Annotated in this window: 15 protein-coding genes; all 15 read left to right on the forward strand. The window is 67.6% G+C overall.

Annotation, left to right across the window (positions count from 1 at the left end; genetic code table 11):
- The first annotated feature begins 36 nt into the window (after positions 1-36).
- The 15 genes from ABQY74_RS03985 (at position 37) to ABQY74_RS04055 (ending at position 19,778) form a co-directional block, all read left to right on the forward strand.
- Positions 37-849 (forward strand): type II secretion system protein N, encoded by an 813-nt coding sequence (locus tag ABQY74_RS03985; RefSeq protein ID WP_349794163.1) that lies wholly within the window; start codon positions 37-39, stop codon positions 847-849.
- On the forward strand, positions 846-2,927 hold the full coding sequence (gspD, locus tag ABQY74_RS03990; protein WP_349794165.1) for a type II secretion system secretin GspD: 2,082 nt from the start codon (positions 846-848) through the stop codon (positions 2,925-2,927). The genes ABQY74_RS03985 and gspD overlap by 4 nt, the downstream gene beginning before the upstream one ends.
- Positions 2,878-4,419 carry a type II secretion system ATPase GspE gene (gspE, locus tag ABQY74_RS03995; protein WP_349794239.1) on the forward strand — a complete coding sequence of 514 codons (1,542 nt, stop codon included), beginning with the start codon at positions 2,878-2,880 and terminating at the stop codon, positions 4,417-4,419. Before gspD ends, gspE begins: the two co-directional genes overlap by 50 nt.
- Positions 4,406-5,602, forward strand: a complete 1,197-nt coding sequence (gene gspF, locus ABQY74_RS04000) for a type II secretion system inner membrane protein GspF (protein ID WP_349794167.1) — start codon at positions 4,406-4,408, stop codon at positions 5,600-5,602. The genes gspE and gspF overlap by 14 nt, the downstream gene beginning before the upstream one ends.
- 28 nt (positions 5,603-5,630) lie before the next feature.
- Positions 5,631-6,095 (forward strand): type II secretion system major pseudopilin GspG, encoded by a 465-nt coding sequence (gene gspG, locus ABQY74_RS04005; protein WP_065050019.1) that lies wholly within the window; start codon positions 5,631-5,633, stop codon positions 6,093-6,095.
- Positions 6,096-6,122: 27 nt separating this feature from the next.
- Positions 6,123-6,605 carry a GspH/FimT family pseudopilin gene (locus ABQY74_RS04010; RefSeq protein WP_102583469.1) on the forward strand — a complete coding sequence of 161 codons (483 nt, stop codon included), beginning with the start codon at positions 6,123-6,125 and terminating at the stop codon, positions 6,603-6,605.
- Entirely contained in the window at positions 6,589-6,969 is a 381-nt protein-coding gene (gene gspI, locus ABQY74_RS04015) for a type II secretion system minor pseudopilin GspI (RefSeq protein WP_349794169.1), read from the forward strand. Before ABQY74_RS04010 ends, gspI begins: the two co-directional genes overlap by 17 nt.
- Positions 6,966-7,589, forward strand: a complete 624-nt coding sequence (gene gspJ, locus ABQY74_RS04020; RefSeq protein WP_349794171.1) for a type II secretion system minor pseudopilin GspJ — start codon at positions 6,966-6,968, stop codon at positions 7,587-7,589. The genes gspI and gspJ overlap by 4 nt, the downstream gene beginning before the upstream one ends.
- Entirely contained in the window at positions 7,586-8,578 is a 993-nt protein-coding gene (gene gspK, locus ABQY74_RS04025; protein ID WP_349794173.1) for a type II secretion system minor pseudopilin GspK, read from the forward strand. Before gspJ ends, gspK begins: the two co-directional genes overlap by 4 nt.
- Positions 8,575-9,663, forward strand: a complete 1,089-nt coding sequence (gene gspL / locus ABQY74_RS04030; RefSeq protein WP_349794175.1) for a type II secretion system protein GspL — start codon at positions 8,575-8,577, stop codon at positions 9,661-9,663. The genes gspK and gspL overlap by 4 nt, the downstream gene beginning before the upstream one ends.
- Positions 9,660-10,136 carry a type II secretion system protein GspM gene (gspM, locus tag ABQY74_RS04035; protein WP_349794177.1) on the forward strand — a complete coding sequence of 159 codons (477 nt, stop codon included), beginning with the start codon at positions 9,660-9,662 and terminating at the stop codon, positions 10,134-10,136. Before gspL ends, gspM begins: the two co-directional genes overlap by 4 nt.
- Before the next feature lie 32 nt (positions 10,137-10,168).
- Positions 10,169-10,852 carry a type II secretion system protein N gene (gspN, locus tag ABQY74_RS04040; protein WP_372470088.1) on the forward strand — a complete coding sequence of 228 codons (684 nt, stop codon included), beginning with the start codon at positions 10,169-10,171 and terminating at the stop codon, positions 10,850-10,852.
- Positions 10,853-11,577: 725 nt separating this feature from the next.
- Positions 11,578-14,286, forward strand: a complete 2,709-nt coding sequence (locus ABQY74_RS04045) for a TonB-dependent receptor (protein ID WP_349794179.1) — start codon at positions 11,578-11,580, stop codon at positions 14,284-14,286.
- Between the two features lie 165 nt (positions 14,287-14,451).
- Positions 14,452-17,346, forward strand: a complete 2,895-nt coding sequence (gene galA, locus ABQY74_RS04050) for a beta-galactosidase GalA (protein ID WP_349794181.1) — start codon at positions 14,452-14,454, stop codon at positions 17,344-17,346.
- Complete coding sequence (locus ABQY74_RS04055; RefSeq protein ID WP_349794183.1) at positions 17,343-19,778, forward strand: alpha-N-acetylglucosaminidase; 2,436 nt, start codon at positions 17,343-17,345, stop codon at positions 19,776-19,778. The genes galA and ABQY74_RS04055 overlap by 4 nt, the downstream gene beginning before the upstream one ends.
- The last annotated feature ends 20 nt before the right edge of the window (positions 19,779-19,798 follow it).

The following is a 19,798-nucleotide window of genomic DNA, read 5'->3' on the forward strand; positions in this document are numbered from 1 at the left end:
GCCGCATTCTGTCATCCGACCGCAATCCTGAGACGGATGTCCGCTTTGCAGCGCGCTTTGCCCTCCTTGAAACCCCTGATGTCGGCGCGCGGCCGCAGCGCACTGGCCTGCGTGCTGCTGGCCTTGCTCGCGCTGCAGTGCGCGCGCGTGGTGTGGGTGGTGATCACCCCGATCGGGCCGTTGGGCACCGCCGAGGCAGCGACGGCAGCTGGTGCGGATGTGCCCGCATTGCGCCGCGATGTGTTCTATCGCAGCGTGCCCGAGAGCAGCAGCGACGGCGTCGTATTGCATGGCGTACGTGCAGGTGGCACGCAGGCAGCCGCGTTCTTGAGCAGTGGCGATGGCAAGCAAGGTGCGTATCGCATCGGCGATATCGTTGTGCCTGGCGTGACGGTGCAGGCGATCGCGAGCGATCACGTGCTGCTGCGTACCCGTAGCGGCGTGCGACGTCTGGCCTTGGTGGAATCCACCGCGTCTGCGGCGGCCACATCGCCGGCAACGGCCGCGCCCGCAGCGGTGGGCGCTGCACCTGCGGTGACGTCGAATGTCGGCACTGCGGCTGGCACGGCCACGGCGGCGGCCGTCGACCCGCAACAACTGCTCACCACCGCCGGCCTGCGTGCAAGCGAAGACGGCAGTGGCTTCACCGTGATGCCGCGCGGCGATGGTGCGCTGCTGCGCCAGGCCGGCCTGGCGCCGGGCGATGTGCTCACCCAACTCAATGGCCGCACGCTCGATGCCGAACACCTGCGCGAGCTGCAGGACGAACTGCGCGATGGCCAGGCGGCCACGCTGACCTACCGCCGCGACGGCCAGACCCACACCATGACCTTGAAGCGCCCGCAATGACTGCTGCCCGCCCCAGATGGCTGTTTTCGGCCACGTTGTTGCTCGCCCTGCCGGCGGTGCCGATGCTGTCGCTGCATGCCGCCGATGCGCCGGCCGTGCGCCTGCAGGATGTGGACCTGCGCGCCTTTATCCAGGATGTGTCGCGTGCCACCGGCATCACCTTCATCGTGGACACGCGCGTGCAGGGCACGGTCAATGTGGCGCGTGCGCAGGCGATGTCGGAACAGGATCTGCTCGGCATGCTGCTGGCGGTCTTGCGTGCCAATGGCTTGATCGCGGTGTCCAGCGGGCCGTCGACCTACCGCATCATTCCCGACGATACCGCTGCACAGCAGCCGGCCAGCGCCGCCAACGGCAACCTGGGATTCGCCACGCAGGTGTTCACCCTGCAACGCGTGGATGCGCGCAGCGCCGCGGAGATCCTCAAACCCTTGATCGGGCGCGGCGGCGTGATCATGGCGATGCCGCAGGGCAACAGCCTGTTGATTGCCGACTACGCCGATAACCTGCGCCGGGTGCGCGGCCTGGTCGCGCAGATCGACACCGACCGCGCGGCGATCGACACGGTGAGCTTGCGCAATAGCTCTGCGCAGGAACTGGCGCGCACGCTGACCTCGCTGTTCGGGCAGGCGGGCGAGCGCAGCAACGTGCTGTCGGTGCTGCCGGTGGAAAGCAGCAATTCGCTGATCGTGCGCGGCGACCCTGCATTGGTGCAGCGGGTGGTGCGCACCGCGGTGGATCTGGACGGGCGCGCCGAACGCCGCGGCGATGTCAGCGTGGTGCGGCTGCAGCACGCCAGCGCCGAGCAATTGCTGCCGGTATTGCAGCAGCTGGTCGGGCAGACCCCGGGCAACGAGGCACAGCCCGGGCAGGACACGCGCTCCAACGCGGTGGATGTGGCCGCCGGCGCTACGGGCGCTGCACAGACGCGGGTGATCACACCGGCCGCCGGCAAGCGCCCGGTGATCGTGCGCTACCCCGGCTCCAACGCCTTGATCATCAATGCCGACCCGGAAACCCAGCGTGCCTTGATGGATGTGATCCGTCAGCTGGACGTGCATCGCGAGCAGGTGCTGGTCGAAGCGATCGTGGTGGAGATCTCCGACACCGCCGCCAAGCGTCTGGGTGTGCAGCTGCTGTTGGCAGGGCGCAATGGCACGGTGCCGTTGATCGCCACGCAGTACAGCGGCGCCTCGCCGGGCATCGTGCCATTGGCCGCAGCGGCGGCCGGCACGCGCAGCAACAACGGCGACGACGATTCGGTGCTGGAACAGGCGCGCAATGTGGCCGCGCAATCGCTGCTGGGCCTGAGCGGCGGCCTGATCGGGCTGGCCGGCCAGAGCAATGATGCGGTGTTCGGCATGATCATCGATGCGGTCAAGAGCGACACCGGCTCCAACCTGTTGTCGACCCCGTCGATCATGACCCTGGACAACGAGCAGGCGCGCATCCTGGTCGGGCAGGAAGTGCCGATCACCACCGGCGAAGTGCTGGGCGCGGCCAACGACAACCCGTTCCGCACCATCCAGCGCCAGGACGTGGGCGTGGAGCTGGAAGTGCGCCCGCAGATCAATACCGCCGGCGGCATCACCCTGGCGATCAAGCAGGAAGTCTCGGCGATTGCCGGGCCGGTCAGCGCGCAGTCGTCGGAGCTGGTGTTCAACAAGCGCCAGATCGAAACCCGCGTGGTGGTGGAAAACGGCGCCATCGTCGCGCTCGGCGGCCTGCTCGACCAGAACGACCGGCAGACCGTGGAGAAGGTGCCGCTGCTGGGCGATGTGCCCGGGCTGGGCGCGCTGTTCCGGCACAAGTCGCGCAATCGCGACAAGACCAATCTGATGGTGTTCATCCGCCCGACCATCATCCGCGACGCGGCCGATGCGCAGCGCATGACCGCGCCGCGCTACACCTATCTGCGCGATCGCCAGTTGGCCGATGGCGACCCGGAAGCCGCGCTCGATGCGTTGGTGCGCGACTACCTGCGCGCGCAGCCGCCGCAGCTGCCGGCCGCGCCGTCGTCGGCCGTGCCTGCGCCGGCAACAACGCCTGCGTCCGGCGCGCGTCCCGCGCAGCGCTGATGCGATGAATACCGCGCGCGCCAGCATTTCCTACGCGTTCGCCAAGCGCCATGGCGTGGTGCTGCTCGGCAGCGACAGCGCCGCGCAGATCGGCCTGCGCGAAGGTGGCGATGTGCAGGCGCTGATCGAGCTGCGGCGTGCGCTGGGCATGCCGTTGCAGGTGCGCACGCTGGCGCCGTCGGTGTTCGACCGGCATGTGTCGGAGATCTACGCCGATGCGGGCATGGAGCAGGGCGTGCAGGTCGAGGCGCTGGACCTGCACGGCAGCCTGGATTCGTTGATCGACGATATCCCCACCGCCGATCTGCTCGACAGCCAGGACGATGCGCCGATCATCCGCCTGATCAACGGCATCATCGCCGAGGCCGCCCGCCTGGGCGCCTCGGACGTACATCTGGAATCCTACGAATCGCGACTGCGCGTGCGCCTGCGCGTGGATGGGGTGATGCGCGAGGCGGCCACCTTGCCCGGACGCATCGCGCCGTTGCTGGTGTCGCGGGTCAAGGTGATGGCGCGGCTGGATATCGCCGAAAAACGCATCCCGCAGGATGGCCGCGTGTCGCTGGTTATGGGCGCCAAGGCGCTGGACGTGCGCGTGTCCACGCTGCCGACGCGCAGCAGCGAGCGGGTGGTGCTGCGCATCCTGGACAAGGAGCAGGGCACCTTGTCGCTGGCCCAGCTCGGCATGCCGCCGGCGGTGATGCACACCGTGCAGCGCGCCCTGCAGGTGCCCAACGGCATCGTGCTGGTGACCGGGCCGACCGGCTCGGGCAAGACCACCACGCTGTATGCGGCGCTGAGCCTGCTCAACGATGGCTCGCGCAACATCCTCACGGTGGAGGACCCGGTGGAATACGCCATCGACGGCGTCGGCCAGACCCAGGTCAACGCACGTGTCGGCATGACCTTCGCGGCCGGCTTGCGCGCCATCCTGCGCCAGGATCCGGACGTGGTGATGATCGGCGAGATCCGCGACGCCGAGACCGCGCAAATCGCCGTGCAGGCCAGCCTCACCGGCCACCTGGTGCTGTCCACCGTGCACACCAACGATGCGGTGGGCGCAGTCACGCGGCTGCGCGACATGGGCATCGAACCGTTCCTGCTCGCGTCGAGCCTGCGGCTGATTCTGGCGCAGCGCCTGGTCCGTCGCCTGTGCAGGCAGTGCCGCGCACCGCGCCCGCTGGATGCCAGCACGCGGCAGATGTTGCAGGCGCCCGACGATGCAACCATCTACGCCGCCGTGGGCTGCGCGGCCTGCCACCACAGCGGTTATGCCGGGCGCGTGGGCATCTACGAAGCCATCGCGGTGGACGATGCGATGCGCCGCCTGATCGGCGACAACGCCGACGAGGATGCCCTGGCTGCAGCGGCCTTCGCACGTTCAGCGCGACTGGGCGATGCCGCGCGCGCGGCGGTGCTGCAAGGCCTCACTACGCTGGAAGAAGCGCTGCGGGTGACCCGCCAGCAGGACGATGCGCATGCCACGGTTTGACTACACCGTGCTCGACCTGCATGGGCACAGCCGCCAGGGCGTGATCACTGCAGACAACGCACAGAATGCGCGTGCGCAACTGGAGCAGCGGCAGTGGGTGCCGGTACGCGTGGAGGCGGCGGTGGCGGCCAGCAGCGTGCGTCCGGCGCGTTTCAGTGGCAAGGATCTGGTGCTGTTCACCCGTCAACTCGCCACGCTGGTGGAAACCGCGCCGCTGGAAGAAGCGCTGCGCACCATCGGCACGCAATCCGAGCGGCGCGGCGTGCGCCGGGTCACCGGCCAGACGCACGGGCTGGTGGTCGAGGGCTTCCGCCTGTCCGATGCGATGGCGCGCCAGGGCACTGCGTTTCCGCCGCTGTACCGCGCGATGGTGGCCGCGGGCGAGAGTGCCGGGGCGCTGCCGCAGGTGCTGGAGCGCCTGGCCGACCTGCTGGAGCGGCAGGCGCAGGTGCGCAGCAAGCTGCAGTCTGCGCTGGTGTATCCGGCGGCGTTGGCCCTGACCGCCGGTGCGGTGGTCATCATGCTGATGACCTTCGTGGTGCCCAAGGTGGTGGACCAGTTCGATTCGATGGGCCGCGCATTGCCATGGCTGACGCGCGCGGTGATCGGCGTGTCGAATTTCCTGCTGCATGCAGGCATTCCGTTGCTGGTGGCCCTGATCATTGCGGTGATCGCAGCGCTGCGCCTGCTCAGGCGCCCGGAGTTACGCCTGGCGGCCGACCGTGCGGTGCTACGCGCGCCCTTGCTCGGCCGGTTGATCCGCGACCTGCACGCCGCACGCATGGCGCGCACGCTGGCGATCATGGTCAACAGCGGGCTGCCGCTGATGGAAGGCCTGATGATCGCCGCGCGCACCGTCGACAACCGCGCCTTGCGGCTGGCCACCGACAACATGGTCACGGCAATCCGCGAGGGCGGCAGCCTGGCCGCGGCGATGAAGCGCGCCGGCGTGTTTCCACCGACGCTGCTGTACATGGCCTCCAGCGGCGAAAACAGCGGGCGCCTGGCGCCGATGCTGGAGCGCGCCGCCGATTATCTGGAGCGCGAGTTCGCGTCCTTCACCACCGCGGCGATGAGCCTGCTGGAGCCGGCCATCATCGTGCTGCTCGGCGGCGTGGTGGCGGTGATCGTGCTGTCGATCCTGCTGCCCATCCTGCAATTCAACACCCTCGCGCTTGGTTGAGCGCGGACGCTTATCCCTGGAGATCCTCATGCAGTCCATCCATTCTCGCGCACGTCCTGGCTCGCTCACTGCGCGCGCGCGCCTGCGCGGCTTCACCCTGGTCGAGTTGATGGTTGTCATCGTCATCATCGGCCTGCTGGCCACGGTGGTGATGATCAATGTGATGCCCAGCCAGGACCGCGCCATGGTCGAGAAGGCGCGTGCCGACGTGGCGGTGCTGGAGCAGGCGCTGGAGACCTATCGCCTGGACAACCTCAGCTACCCGAGCACCGAACAGGGCCTGCAGGCCCTGCTCAATGCGCCGAGCGGATTGACCCGGCCCGAGCGCTATCGCCAGGGCGGCTATATCCGCCGCCTGCCGGAAGATCCGTGGGGTCACGCATATCAATACCGCCGCCCGGGCCGCAGTGGTGGCTTCGACGTCTACTCCTTTGGTGCCGATGGTGCCGAAGGCGGCGACGCCGACAATGCCGATATCGGCAACTGGCGCTGAGTTGCAACAGTGTTCGCGCAAACGGCCATCGCAAGACAAGCATCGGCATGTGCGTCGCGGGCGCAGGCGCGCGGCTTCACCCTGCTCGAACTGCTCGCCGTCCTGGTGATCACCGCACTGGCCAGTACGCTGGTGGTGCTGACCTTGCCCGATACGCGACGCGACCTGCACGACCAGGCCGATGCATTGGCCAGTGCCCTGCTGCATGCACGCGACGAAGCCATCCTGAGCCTGCGCATGGTCGAGGTGACCGTGGATGCAGGTGGCTACAGGTTCCGCCGCCAGGCGCAGCAACGCTGGGTGCCGCTGGATGAAAAACCGTTCGCCGCGATGCGCTGGCCTGCCGGCGTGCAGACGCAGTTGCCGGTGGGCGGGACGCAGTTGAGCGTGCGCTTCGATCCCACCGGTGCGGCCACGCCGCAACGCATCGCGCTGGCCGACGGCCAGCAGCAGCTGCAGGTGGTGGTGGACGCCGCCGGCGTGGTGCGGGTCGATGCGCCCCTGCGGTAAGCCCGATGCCTGCGCCGGATTTTCGCTGCTCGAACTGATGGTCGCGCTGGCGATCTTCGGCATGGCCGTGGTTGGCCTGCTGAACCTGTCCGGCGAAAGCACGCGTACCGCGGTGGTGCTGGAAGAGCGCGCCCTGGCTGCGGTGGTTGCCGAGAATCAGGCGATCGACGCGATGCTGGCGCCCACCGCCGCAGCAGTGGCGCCGGCGAACGGGCAGGAAATGCTGGGCGGACGCAGCTGGGACTGGCAGCGTACGTCGATGCCGGCCGGCAGTACCGGCATCGTGCGCATCCAGGTGCAGGTGCGTGCCGCAGCGCAGGCGCAGGAAATCGCCAGCGTAAGTGTCCTGCGGAGCACCGAATGATCCGCACACCTCGCAGCGCAGCGGGCAGCCGTGGCAGCCCGGGCTTTACCTTGATCGAGCTGCTGGTCGCCCTGGCGGTGTTCGCGCTGGTGGCGGTCGCCGCGGTGGTGGTGATGCGCCAGAGCATCGACCAGCGCGATGCGGTGCGTGCACGTTTGCAGCAGGTCCGCGAGTTCCAGCTTGCACATGGCCTGCTGCGCAGCGACCTGCAGCAGGCCGCAGTGCGGCGCACGCGCAACAGCGAGGGCGGCGCTGCACGCACCGCGTTCGTCGCCAGCCCGCCCGGTGTGCCGGGGCCGCTGTTCGGTTTTGTGCGACGCGGCTGGAGCAATCCGGATCAGGCGCCGCGCGCGTCGCTGCAATACGTGGAATACCGCGTGGTCGATGGGCGCCTGGAGCGCAGTGCACGCCCCGCACTCGACGGTGCAGTTGCCGGTACGCCGCAGGTGGTATTGCGTGGGGTGCGATCGGCGGTGGTCGGGTTCCATTATCGCGCGCAGTGGAGCGATGGCTGGAGCGGCGGGCTCGACGCGTTGCCGGATGCGATCTCGCTGGAGCTGGACCTGGAGCAATGGGGCCGCGTGCGCCAGTTGTTCCTGCTGCCAGAGGGGCGCGGATGAAGGCCTTGAACGCACAGGCCGGGCAACGCGGCGTCGCACTGCTGACGGTGCTGTTGCTGGTGGCGGTGATGACGTTGCTGATGGTCGCAGTGCTGGACGATCTGCGCTTTGGCCTGCGCCGCAGCGGCAATGGCGAGGCGATGACGCAGGCGCAGTGGTATGCGCTGGGCACCGAAACCATCGCCCGGCAACGCCTGCAGGCACTGGCCAGGCGCGATCCGATGCGTACCACGCTGGAGGGTGGCTGGAACGATCAACCGGTGACCTTCCCGCTGGACGACGGCGCAGTGAGCGTGCGGCTGCGCGACCGCGGCGGCTGCTTCAATCTCAACAGCGTGGTCGCCGGTGCGCCCGAGCAATGGCAGCGCAGCGACGACGGCGCAGCGCAGTACCGCGCCTTGCTGGAAGTGCTGGGCATCGCACCGCAACAGGCGCAGGCGCTGACCGATGCGCTGGTGGACTGGATCGACAGCGATAGCCAGCCCGGTGCGCAGGGCGCGGAAGACGATCGCTACCTGCAATCGGCAGTGCCGTTGCGCAGCGGGGCGACCCTGCTGGCGGGCGTCAGCGAGCTGCGTGCCATTGCCGGCTACACGCCGCAGGTGATCGCGCAGTTGCGGCCGCATGTGTGCGCATTGCCGGAGGCGCGGCTGTCGCCGGTCAACATCAATACGTTGCGTCTGCAGGATGCGCCGGTGCTGGTGGCGCTGACCGAAGGCGCCCTGGAATTGCCGGCCGCGCGCCGCGTCATCGCCGCGCGGCCGGCCGGCGGATGGCGCGACGCCAGGACCTTCCTGAGCCAGCCTGCGCTGATCCAGGCCGAGCTTTCCAATGCAGTGCTGGAACAGATCGAATTACGCACCCGTTATTTTTCCCTCTACAGCCAGGTCGACCATGCCGGCGCGCAGGTCGTGCTGGACGCCTTGCTGCAGCAGGATCCTGCCGGTCGCGTGCGGCTGGTGGCGCGCCAATGGAGTTCCGACGAATGAGTACTACCTTGCTGTTGCTGCCCGCCGATGCCACCGCGCAGGCGATCGCCGTGCGTGTGGACGCGCATGGCCAGGTGCTGTCGCAGCGTGTGGCCAGCGCGCCGTACGAACCGTCCGCGCGCAGCGTGCTGGTGGTGCCGGGCGTGGATGTGCATCTGCGCTGGCTGAGCCTGCCCGGCCGCAGCATCGCGCAGTCGGTCGCGGCTGCGCGCCTGCAACTGGCCGAACATCTGGCTGTGGAGACGCCGGCCCTGCATGTGGTGATCGCCGATCGCAACGAGGCCGATGGCACGCGCTTGGTCGCTGCGGTGGATGGCGCAACGATGCAGCAGTGGTTGGCGCGCGCAGCGCAGCTGAGCGTTGTCCCCGATGCGGTGGTGCCCGATTGCCTGTTGCTGGAGCCCGGCGCGGACGCTGCGGCGGCAGTGGTGGACTGGGACGGTCGCTGGCTGATCCGTGGCGCAGGCCTGGCCTGCAGCCTGGAGCCGGAGGCCGCGCGCATGCTGCTGGGCGCGCGCGCGCCGGCACAGCCGCCAGCGCAGGACACCGCGCACGCCATTGCCTGCCTTGTGCAAGGCGCCACGCGCGCACCGATCAACCTGCTGCAACACGCGTTCGCTGCGCGGCCGGCCGCTGCGCGCACGGTCAGTGCGCGCCGTCTTGCGGCGCTGGCTGCGTTGGTGCTGCTGTCGCCGCTGGTGCTGTTGCTGGCACAGACACTGCGCTACGAAATCGGCGCGCGCCTGCTGCAATCGCGCGCCGCCGCGCAGTTGGGCGTGCGCGATGCGGCGGCGGTGCCGGCCGCGCTGCAGGCACGCCGGCACACGGGGGTGGCGGCCGATCGCCTGGCCATGCAGCTCGGCGACTTGTTCGCAGCGATCGATGCCATGCCGGCGGCGGAACTGGATCGGCTCGACTATCACGCCACACAGCCGCTGCGCGGCACCCTGCTGCACGCCGATGGCACCAGCCTGCAACAGTTGTCCACGCGGCTGGCCGGGGAGGGGTGGCAACTGCAGCCCGGCAGCAGCCAGGGCGAGGACGATCGCCTGCGGACGCCGTTCGCACTGGAGCCATTGCGATGACTGCACCTGTGCAACGCGGCACGCAGTGGTGGCAGACGCGTGCGCCGCGCGAGCGGCTGATGCTGGGCGTGATGTGCGCCGCCGTGGCCGCGTTCGTCGCCTGGTATGCGCTCTACACCCCGTTGCGGCACTGGCGTGCCCAGGCGCAGGCGCGCTATGCCGCTGCGGCGCAGCTGGTGCTGGATGCATCTGCGCAGGCATCGGCGAGCAGGCGTACCGCTGCACCTGGTACGGCGGCACTGAACGAGCTCATCGCAAGCAGCGCACGCGATGGCGGCGTCGGCATCACCGCCCAACAGCGCAACGCAGCGGGCGGGGTGGACGTGCAGATCGATGCGGTCAGCGCCGCCAGCTTGTTCGGCTGGCTGGAGCGGCTGCGCCAGGCGCACGGCCTGGCGCCGACGCAGCTGAGCATCGTGCGCGACCAGGGCCAACTGCGGGTACGCTGCGGGTTTGCGGAGCCTGCACCGTGACGTGCCTGCGTTGGATCCTGGTCTTCCTGTTGATGGTGGGCGTTGCGCTGCTGGCATGGCTGCCCCTGCGCCTGGTGTTGCCACGCGAGGGCTTGCCGTTCTCGGCGCTGGACGTGGAGGGGCCGGTATGGGCCGGCACCTTGCGGCAGGTGCAATGGCAAGGCATCGCCTTTGGCGATGTCATGGTGCGGCCGCGCATTTGGCCGCTATTGCGTGGGCAGCGCCTGGTGCACCTGCAGGCCCCGCAGCTGCAACTGCTACTGGTGGATGGCGCGCAACACGGTATCGGCGATGCGCAGGGCCAGCTGCTGTTGCGCCAGCCGGCGGGCATGGCCTTGATCGATCTGGCGGTGGAGCTGCAGCAGGTGGATCTGCTGTTCGATGCCACCGGTTGCGTGCAGGCAGGTGGCCGGGTCGGCCTGCAACTGCTGGCGAGCGGGGCGGGCGAGCTGCCCGGTCTGCCGCCGTTGCGCTTGTCCGGGCAGCCGCGGTGCGTGGACGACAGCGCCGTGCTGAGCCTGCTGCCCGATGCACCGCTGCCTGCCGGCGTGCAGGCCGATGCACAGCTGCAAGTGTGGCGCGATGGGCGTTGGCAATTGCAGTCACGCATCGATCCGGGGCAGGACGCAGTGTTGGGCGTGGGCCTGCAGTTGCTGGGCTTTGCCGCCACCCCGGAGCGCAGCTTGTTGCGCATCGATCAGGGGCAATTGCGCTAGGACTGCTGTTACGCGCGGCGCGGCGAGAAATCTGTCGCCTGCACCATTAGCGTGCATGCCTGGAGGCTGGTGTCTTCATCTTGGCCGCTGCGAAGGCACAGTTCATTGATCCGTTGACAACGTTGTCGTCGTTGCGCCGCTAGCAGTCATTGCAGCAGTCGACGGGCCGCGTTGATACGGCAGAGATGCGGCCCAGAGCACGCGGGAGCGTGCGGTGATCGGCTGTGATGCAGCTCGCAATGCGTGCGCTGCGGTATGCACATTCCGGACCCGCCGGAATTGGTCTGGTTGCAAGGGATTGGTCAGTGACTGGTCCTGTGACAACGATGCCCGCTGCGCACCCGAATGATCCTTTGTGCACCGTCGAAGGTCTTGAAAAGCAGGGCTTAGGCGCGTTCGCAGCCGGCCTTCAAACACTTTCGGCAGTGACTGTTGACAGGATCTTTTAAAGACCATAAGAATCAAATCCACTGAATTGGTATTTGCCAGTCAGGGCCGTTGATCAGCAATGGCATGCGATGTCCGTCCTGGGAGGGAGGCGGCATCGGCACCCACGGGGGGCCGTACGGGGTGCTAGCAGACAACAGATCGCAGGCGGTTCCGCACGTCCGGAACTGGTGGCCTGTGCGCGTGTGGGTGGGTTGCCCAGCGTCGTGATCTGTCTTTGCTGATCGATCGGAATGCCAGCCGCGTCGTCGTCCAGCCATTCCACCTCAGGATCTCCCATGTCACCTGTCCCGCGTGCCTCGTTGCGTTGTTGTTCGCCCTCCTCGCTGTCCGTCGCCATCGCGCTGTCGCTGCTTGCCTGCGGTGCCAGTGCGCAGACGCAACAATCACCGCCGCCGGCATCGGCGCAGATCTCCCAGCTCGATACCGTCAAGGTCACCAGCTCCTACCAGAAGAGCCTGATCACCGCGATGGACAACAAGCGCGACGACGTGCGCATGACCGATGGCATCTCCGCACAGGACATCGGCAAGTTTCCTGCCGAGAACATCGCCGAGGCGATCCAGCGCATCCCCGGCGTGCAGATCTCCACCATCAACGGGCGCGGCTCCACCATCAGCGTGCGTGGTCTGGGCCCGCAGTATTCGGCCACCACCATCAACGGCCAGGTGATCAAGAGCGCCGACTTCACCGACGGGTTCCGCTACGACATCATCCAGCCGGAAGTGGCCGCCGGGATCGAGGTGATCAAGTCGCCGTCCGCGGACATGGATGCCGGTGGCCTGTCCGGCGCGGTCAACATCAACACCACCAAACCGCTGGACTACCAGCAGACCAAGCTGCTGTTCTCGGCCAAGACCCAATATGCGGAGTTCGCCGGTGGCTCGCCCACGCCCAAGGGCGTGCTGACCTATATCGACCAGTTCAAGTTCGGCGGCGGCGATCTGGGCGTGTTCCTCAGTGCCGGCTACCAGAAGCTCAAGGACCGCGCCGATTATCTGTGGATCGACCGCTGGTACACGCAGGACACCGACGCCGGCACCTTGTACATCCCGCGTCGCCCGCGCTATCGCTCGATCGAGCGCGAGACCACGCGCAAGATGTTCAATGGCGGCCTGCAGTGGAAGCCCAACGACCGGCTGGAGATGAACCTCACTGCGCTGTATTCGCAGGACAAGACCGCCAACGACATGAACCAGCTGGTGTACTCGTTCGAGCGCAGCCCGCTGACGGTGCTGCAGACCAACGGCCTGACCGCCACGCAGGTGTCGGCATCGGACTACTGGCTGGAGAACAACCGCCAGATCGAACAACACGATCTGTCCACCCAGTTGCTCACCTACGACTTCAAATGGAAGGGCGATGCCTGGACGCTCAGTGGCGCGGCCAATTACACGCAGGGCAAGACCGACGAGAACGAACGTGCCGCGATCCTGGGCCGGATCCCCTCGGCGACGCTGCTGGATACCTCCAATCCCGACGCGATCTCGCTGACCACCGATGCCGACGCCACCGATGCCAGCGCCTGGGACAAGCGCAATCTTGTGCGTAGCGAGTATCCCAACGGCTCCATCCAGTCGCTCAGCAACAAGGAGTGGTCGCTGCAGCTGGATGCCGAACGGTATCTGGAGCTGGGTGCGTTGAATGCGGTGCGCTTCGGTGCCAAGTACCGCCGCGAAACCTTCGAGCGCGACGTGCGTCGGCGCGACTTTCTGTATCTGCTCAGGACCGGTGCGGTGTCGGGTTTCGACATGTTCCCGGAGCTGTCGGCCGCCAACAGCACGGTCAGCAACTTCCTCGACGGGCAGCTGGCCTCGCAGGACAGCTGGGTCACCCCGGACATCGCGGCCTACGCGCGCTCGCTGGCGGCGGCCGGCATCAGCGTGCCGGTGCTGTTCGCACCGCAGAGCAGCTACAGCATCGAGAACGACATTTCCTCGGCCTATGCGATGGCGCGCATCGATACCGACATCGGCAGCATGCGTCTGCGCGGCAACCTCGGCCTGCGCTACGAAAACACCAAGCGCACCACCGACATCTACCTGACCCAGGCGCAGGCCGCCAGCGACGATGCCAATGTGGTGATCGGCACCGCGCGTGCGCCGTACGAGTATTCCAACTGGTTGCCCAGCCTGAATCTGGTGCTGGACATGCGCGACGACCTGCTGCTGCGCTTTGCCGCCGCCAAGGTACTGGTGCGGCCGATCCTGGACAGCAATACCGCCATCGCCTCGACCATCTCCACCGGCACCAATACCGGCGGCACCACCACCTATGTCGTCACCCAGGGCCAGACCGATCTGAAGGCACTGACCGCCGACCAGGCCGACCTGAGCCTGGAGTGGTACTACGGCAACGGCGGCGCGCTGACCGTGGCCGGCTTCTGGAAGAACATCAAGAACGGCACCTTCAACAGCATCGTTTGCCCGGCCGCCTTCAACGGCACTGCGCTGTCCAGCAACGCGGCCGGCGACTGCGTGGACAGTGGCGGCGATATCTACGAGATCACCGCCACCACCAACGACCCGAGCAAGGTCAAGATCCGCGGTTACGAACTGGGCTGGACGCAATCGCTGGATGCCTGGCTGCCGATCGACGGCTTCGGGGTAACCACCAACTTCACCCGGGTGATTCCGCAGCGCGATACCGATTTCCAGATCCGCAACCTGTCCGAGCAGACCTGGAACGCCACCGCGTACTGGGAGAGCGCGCATTATTCGGCGCGCGTTTCGCTCAACCATCGCAGCGAGTACGAACAGGACAGCAGCGACAGCTTCTTCGCGCGCGAAGGCCACACCATGAAGGCGCGCACCCAGCTGGATGCAGTGCTCGGCTACCAGGTCAACGACAGGCTGAGCTTCCAGCTCGGTGGCCTGAATCTCACCAACCGCACCGAGGAGGCCTATAAGGACATCGCCAGCCGTTGGCAGATGACCGGGGTCACCGGCCGCAGCTACTACCTGTCGATGCAGTGGGACATGCTGTGATGCTGGGTGAGCGAGTGCATTGCCAGTGCGCACAGCTTTGTTCTGCAGCACGCATTGAGGGCAACGCTGTAGAGGCTCTGCCGGCACGTCGGATAGTGGCTGCCGACGTGACTGCGTGGCGTCTGCCACGTGGTGCGCACGCGATGGCGTTGATCAGGCGCTGCCATGCGCAGGCGTGAGTTCCTGGCCGGCAGCGTCTGCGCCTCGTCGTTGCTCGGTGTGCCCGCGTTGGTACCCGGCACCGCGAGCGCTGCAACTGCACGTGCTGGCAATACCGGCAAGCCGCGTCCCGCACCGTCGCCATCGGCCAAAAATGACGGCGGCCAATGGCTGGATCTGGACGAGGGCTGGCGCTTCCATGCCGGCGATCTGCCGCCGCCGCGCCTGCTGGCACAGGACGAGACCTACGACAACGCCAAGGCCGGCCGTGCCTGGGGTGCAGCGGCGCCGGACTACGACGACACCGGCTGGCGACAGCTGCAACTGCCGCACGACTTCGTGGTGGAGCAGACGGTGCGTGCCGACGCCAACATCGCGCAGGGCTATCGCCCGCGCGGCATTGCCTGGTACCGGCGCACGCTGCGGCTGGACGAGTCCGTGCGCGGCCAGGCGGTGGAGCTGCGTCTGGACGGCATCGCCAGCCATGCCAGCGTGTGGGTCAACGGCATGCTGATGGCGCGCAGCTGGAGCGGCTACAACGGGCTGGTCATCGATCTCACGCCGGTCGCGCGCTACGGCAATGCCTTGAACAGCATTGCCATCCGCGTGGATGCCGAGGCGATGGATGGCTGGTGGTACGAAGGCGGCGGCATCTACCGGCACACCTGGCTGGTGCTGCGTCCGCTCTTGCATATCGCCGGCGATGGCCTGGCGTCGGTGCCGCACGAAGGCCCGGGCGATCTCTGGCAGCTGCCGGTGCAGCTGGAGCTGGTCAACAGCGGCGAACAGGCTGCCGAGGCGTGGGTGGATGTAGCGCTGCGCGACCCAAACGGTGCTGTCGTGGCGAGTGGCGAGACGCAACTGCGCGTGGCTGCATTCGGCACCGCGCAGGCGGCCATCAGCATGTCGGTGCCGCATCCGCAGCGCTGGAGCGTGGACACGCCGGTGCTGTATCGCGTGCAGGCCAGCGTGCGTGGCGCGGACGGCCGCAGCGACCGTGCCGAGTGCGAGATCGGCTTTCGCAGCCTGCGCTTCGATGCCGACCACGGCTTCTTCCTCAATGGCCGCCCGCTCAAGATCAAGGGCGTATGCCTGCATCAGGACCATGCCGGCGTCGGGGTGGCGCTGCCCGATGCCTTGCACGCGTTTCGCCTGCAGCGCCTGAAATCGATGGGCTGCAATGCCATCCGCCTGCATCACGCGGTGGCACCGGAACTACTGCAGGCCTGCGACCGGCTCGGCATGCTGGTGATGGCCGAGAACAGGCTGTTCAATCCCGCACCCGAGTATGTGGCGCTGCTGCAGAACATGGTGCGGCGCCAGCGCAACCATCCCAGCGTGTTCCTGTGGTCGCTGCTCAACGAGGAGCCGCTGCAGGGCACCGCCACCGGTTACGCGATCATGGCGCGCGCTGCCAGCGCCGTGCGCGCGCTCGACGACAGCCGCCCGATCACCGCCGGCATGAACGACGGCATGTTCGCCACCCGTGGCGCGGCCGATGTGGTGGACGTGCTCGGCTTCAACTATCGCCAGTACAACTACGACCGTGTGCATGCGGCGCGGCCGCGCACGCCGATGCTGTCCAGCGAGGACACCAGCGCGTTCCAGACCCGCGGCGCGTGGTTCACCGATCTGGACGCACACGTGGTGGCCGAAGACGACAGCCTGGCCGCGGACTGGGGCAACACCCACCGCCGCGCCTGGCAGCTGATTGCCGAACGGCCCTTCGTCGCCGGCAGTTTCGTGTGGACCGGCTTCGATTATCGCGGCGAACCCACACCGTTCGAGTGGCCGTCGGTGGGCGCGTTCTTCGGCATCATGGATCAATGCGGATTTGCCAAGGGGGCCTACTGGTTGCGCCGCGCATTGTGGATCGACGACGTGCCGGTGCTGCACCTGTTGCCGCACTGGAACTGGCCCGGTCGCGAGGGCCGGCCGCTCAAGGTGATGGCGTTCTGCAATGCCGCGCAGGTGGAGCTGTGGCTCAATGGCCGCTCACTGGGCAAACAGGCGGTGGATCGCGCGCAGATGAATCAGTGGCAGGTGGACTATGCGCCGGGCGTGCTGGAAGCGGTGGCCTGGCGCGACGGCCGCGAGGTGGCGCGTACGCGGGTGGAAACCACCGGCACGCCTGTCGCGCTGCGGCTCACGCCCGACCGCCCCCAGTTACGCGGCGATGGCCGCGATGCGCAGCCGGTGACCCTGGAAGCGGTGGATGCGCAAGGTCGCCACGTGCCCGATTGCAATGCAATGCTGACGCTGCAGGTCAGCGGCGGCCGCTTGCTGGGGGTTGGCAATGGCGACCCGAATGCACACGCCGCCGATCAGGGCATGCAAGTGGCCCTGTTCAACGGGCTGGCGCAGGCGATCGTGCAGGCCGGGCGTGGCGCCGGCGTGTTGCGGCTGCAGGCGCGTAGCGCAGGCGTGCGCGATGCGGTGATCGAGATCACGTGCGTGGCGGTGCCGTTGCCAGCCGCGGTGCCGATCGTGGCGCCGGTGATGGTGGTCGAGAGCTGGCGCCACACCGCCGCCTTCGCGCAGCCGCCGGCACCGGATCTCTCGCGCCGCCCCAACGACAACAACAGCTGGAGCAACACGTTGCCCGGCACCCTGGAAACCGCGCCCGAACGCGCCGGCTACGTGTTGTACCGCACCCGGTTCACGCCGTGGCAGGGCGTGCAGGCTCACGGCGGCATGCTCGACCTGGGCCGCCTCAGCGGGCCGGCGCAGGTGTTTCTGGATGGCCGTGCAGTGACGCAAGCGGCGGCCGGCACACCGATCAAGTTGGCGCTTGCACCCGCGACCGGCGCGCGCACGCTGGCGGTGATCCTGCAGGTCGCTGCGGATCAACCGTTTGGATTCCACGACGTCGTCACCGTGCAGTATCGGAACTCGCCATGATTACCTCATCGTTCTTCCCGTCCTCGCCCGCGCGGCTGTTCGCCGGCGCAGTGCTGAGCGCGTTGCTCGCCATTCCCCTCACCGTGCTGGCCACACCGCCCGCACAGGCGGTGCTGCAACGCCTGATCGGCGCACGCGCCGCCCAGTTCGAGATGCGCGTGGCACCGCGCGGCGACGGCGCGGACTGGTATCGCATCGATGCCGGCGGCGACACGGTGCGCATTGCCGGCTCCTCGCAGGTGGCCTTGGCGCGTGGCGCCTACGCCTATCTTGGCCAGGCCGGTGCGGCCTCGATGAGCTGGGAAGGCGACCGCGTGGCGCTGCCGGCGCAATGGCCGGCCTACAGCAGCGGCCAGGTGCGCACGCCGTTTGCCCATCGCGCCTATCTCAATACCTGCACCTACGGCTACACCACGCCGTTCTGGGACTGGCCGCGCTGGCAGCGCGAGATCGACTGGATGGCGTTGCACGGCATCGACATGCCGCTGGCGATGGAAGGGCAGGAGGCGATCTGGCAGGCGCTGTGGCGCGAGTTCGACGTGGGCGATGACGCGCTGGCGGAGTATTTCTCCGGCCCCGCATTCACCCCGTGGCAGCGCATGGGCAATATCGAAGGTTATCGCGCACCGTTGCCGCAGCAATGGATCGACAGCAAGCGCGTGCTGCAGACGCAGATCCTCACCCGCATGCGCGAGCTGGGCATGCAACCGGTGCTGCCGGCGTTTGCCGGCTACGTGCCCAAGGCATTCGCGCAGGCGCATCCCAATGCGCGCATCTACCGCATGCGCGCCTGGGAAGGCTTCCACGAAACTTACTGGCTGGATCCGCGCGATCCGTTGTTCGCCAAGGTCGCGCGCCGGTTCCTGGAGCTGTACACGCAGGCCTACGGTGCAGGCGAGTTCTATCTGGCCGACGCCTTCAACGAGATGCTGCCACCGGTGGCCGACGACGGCAGCGACGTGGCCGCCGCCAAGTACGGCGACAGCATCGCCAACTCTGATGCCGCACGTGCCAAGGCGGTGCCGGCGGCGCAACGCGATGCACGCCTGGCCGAGTACGGGCAGGCCTTGTATCGCTCCATCGCGCAGGTCAATCCGCAGGCCACCTGGGTGATGCAGGGCTGGCTGTTCGGTGCCGACCGCGCGTTCTGGCAACCGCAGGCGATCGCTGCGTTTCTCGGCAAGGTACCCGATGCGCGCTTGATGGTGCTGGACATCGGCAACGACCGCTACCCCGGCACCTGGAAGGCGGCGCAGGCGTTCGACAACAAACAGTGGATCTATGGCTACGTGCACAACTACGGCGCCAGCAATCCGTTGTACGGCGATTTCGCGTTCTATCGACACGATCTGCAGGCCTTGCTGGCCGATCCGGACAAACGCAATCTGCGCGGCTTTGGCGTGTTCCCGGAAGGGCTGCACAGCAACTCGGTGGTTTACGACTATCTCTACGCGCTGGCCTGGGAGGGCCCGCAACAATCCTGGTCGCAATGGCTCAGCCAATACACCCGCGCGCGCTACGGCCGCAGCGATGCGGCCTTGCTGCAGGCCTGGTCGGATCTGGAAGCGGGTATCTACCAGACCCGCTACTGGTCGCCGCGCTGGTGGAACAAGCGCGCCGGCGCGTATCTGCTGTTCAAGCGGCCGACCGCCGACATCGTCGGCTTTGACGACCGCCCCGGCGATCCGCAACGCCTGCGCCGCGCCATCGACGCATTGCTGCAGCAGGCCCACCACTATGCGGATGCGCCGCTGTACCGCTACGACCTGATCGAAGACGCGCGGCATTACCTGAGCCTGCACGCCGACCGTCAATTGCAGGCGGTGGTGCAGGCCTACGACGCCGGCGACCTCGCGCGCGGCGATGCGCTGTTGGCGCGCACCACGCAACTGGTGCAGGGGCTGGATGCATTGGTCGGCGGCCAGCACGAAACCCTGGCCGACTGGACCGGCCAGGCCGCCGCGGCCGCCGGCAACGATGCCGCACTGCGGCGTGCCTATGTCGGCAATGCGCGTGCGCAGGTCAGCATCTGGGGCGGCGACGGCAATCTGGCCGATTACGCATCCAAGGCATGGCAGGGCATGTACGCGGATTTCTATCTGCAGCGCTGGACGCGCTTTCTTGGCGCATACCGCGCCGCACGCAAGGCGGGCACACCGTTCGACGCAGCGGCAGTCAACGCGCAGCTTGCCGCGTGGGAGCGCCAATGGGCCGCGCAGGACGCGCTGCCGAAGCGACAGCCACCCCGCGACCCCCTGACACTGCTACGCAGCTTGCTGGCGCAGGTGGATGCGCCTGATGGCTTGCAAAGCGCCATGCAACGCAATGTGCAAGGCAGTACGCACAGTGCAACGCAAGCCATTGCCCAAGGCGACGTGCAAGGGATGGCGCACGGTGCCATTCGCGGCACCACGCAAGGTACTGCCCAATGAGCAGATCCATATTGCACATC

The sequence above is a fragment of the Xanthomonas sp. WHRI 7064 genome, assembly GCF_040202355.2.
Lineage (GTDB): Bacteria > Pseudomonadota > Gammaproteobacteria > Xanthomonadales > Xanthomonadaceae > Xanthomonas > Xanthomonas arboricola.